Raw genomic sequence first — 1,530 nt, 5'->3', positions numbered from 1 at the left:
CACCATGATCCCGGCCTCGGGCGAGTTCACCTACGCGACGCAGGCGATCCGCAAGACCGACGGCGGGGCGACGGTGCCCGAGAACCTGAACGCGCTGGCCGACTCCACCGACATGGTCGAAGCGCTCGACCGGCTGCAGGCGATGGCGCCGGCGGTCGAGAGCGTATCGCTGGTGGTCGCCTGGTTCGGCGACGACCTGCGCGCGGGATCGTGCAAGGTGCGGCCGGGCGTCGAGGTGTCGGCCAAATCCACCACACCCGCCAGCTGGTCGGTGAATGGCGTGAGCCGCGCCAATGCCTTCCTCGTCAGCCGCGACGATCAGGATCGGCCCGTCTATGGCGGCACGCCGTCTGATTTCGCCGTCGTGCAGGCGATCCAGGAGATGAAGGCCCGCGGGCTGCGCGTCACCTTCTACCCGTTCATTCTGATGGACGTGCCGCCCGGCAACACCCTACCGAACCCGTATTCCGACAACGCCGCCGAGACGGGCCAGCCCGCCTTTCCCTGGCGGGGGAGGATCACCTGTTCTCCTGCGGCAGGGTTCGCGGGGACGGTGGACAAGACCGCCACGGCCGCAAGCCAGGTCGCGGCACTGTTTGGCACGGCCATGCCGGCCAACTTCAGCGTCTCGGGTCAGAGCGTCAGCTGGACCGGCGCGCCCGGCGACTGGGGCCTGCGCCGCATGGTGCTGCACTACGCCCATCTCTGCGCGGCGGCGGGCGGGGTCGATGCGTTCCTGATCGGCACCGAGATGCCGGGGCTGACGACCATCCGCTCCGGCACCAGAATCTATCCGGCGGTGCAGGCCTATCGGGAACTGCTCGCGGATGTGCGCTCTATCCTCGGGTCCGGCACCAGGATCGGCTATGCGGCCGACTGGTCGGAGTATTTCGGCCACCAGCCCGGCGACGGCTCGGGCGATGTGTTCTTCCATCTCGATCCGCTCTGGGCCGATCCGGAGATCGATTTCATCGGTATCGACAACTACATGCCGCTGTCGGACTGGCGCGACGGCTTCGAGCATGCGGACGCGGCCGAGGGCTGGCCCGCGATCTACGACCGGGCCTATCTGCAGGGCAACATCGCGGGTGGCGAGGGCTTCGACTGGTTCTATGCCAGCGCCGCCGACCGCTCCGCGCAGGTCCGCACGCCGATCACGGACGGCGCGGCGGCCAAGCCGTGGGTCTTCCGCTACAAGGATCTGCGCGGCTGGTGGTCGAATGCGCATTACGACCGCCCGGGCGGGGTGGAGAGCGGCACGCCCACGGCGTGGGCGCCGCAATCGAAGCCGATCTGGTTCACCGAGCTGGGCTGCCCTGCCATCGACCGCGGCACCAACCAGCCGAACGTCTTCTTCGACCCGAAGTCGTCGGAGAGCTTCACGCCGCATCTCTCGCGGGGCTGGCGCGATGACGCGATCCAGCGCGCCTATCTCGAGGCGATGTATCTCTGGTGGGGCGAGGCCGCGAACAACCCGGTGTCCCCGGTCTACGGCGGCCGGATGGTGCATGTGCCGGAATGCGCCGCCTG

1 protein-coding gene is annotated in these 1,530 nt (G+C 68.8%); it reads left to right on the top strand.

Translation table 11 applies throughout. The annotated features are described in order from the left end of the window. A partial coding sequence (locus tag E3D03_RS20655; RefSeq protein WP_263568513.1) for a glycoside hydrolase TIM-barrel-like domain-containing protein occupies positions 1-1,530 on the top strand: 1,530 nt, incomplete at both ends.

The sequence above is a fragment of the Paracoccus sp. DMF genome, from assembly GCF_004407025.1.
GTDB classification, from domain to species: domain Bacteria; phylum Pseudomonadota; class Alphaproteobacteria; order Rhodobacterales; family Rhodobacteraceae; genus Paracoccus; species Paracoccus aminovorans_B.
The sequence above is the reverse complement of the archived record's forward strand: the minus strand, read 5'-3'. Positions and strand labels throughout refer to the sequence as shown.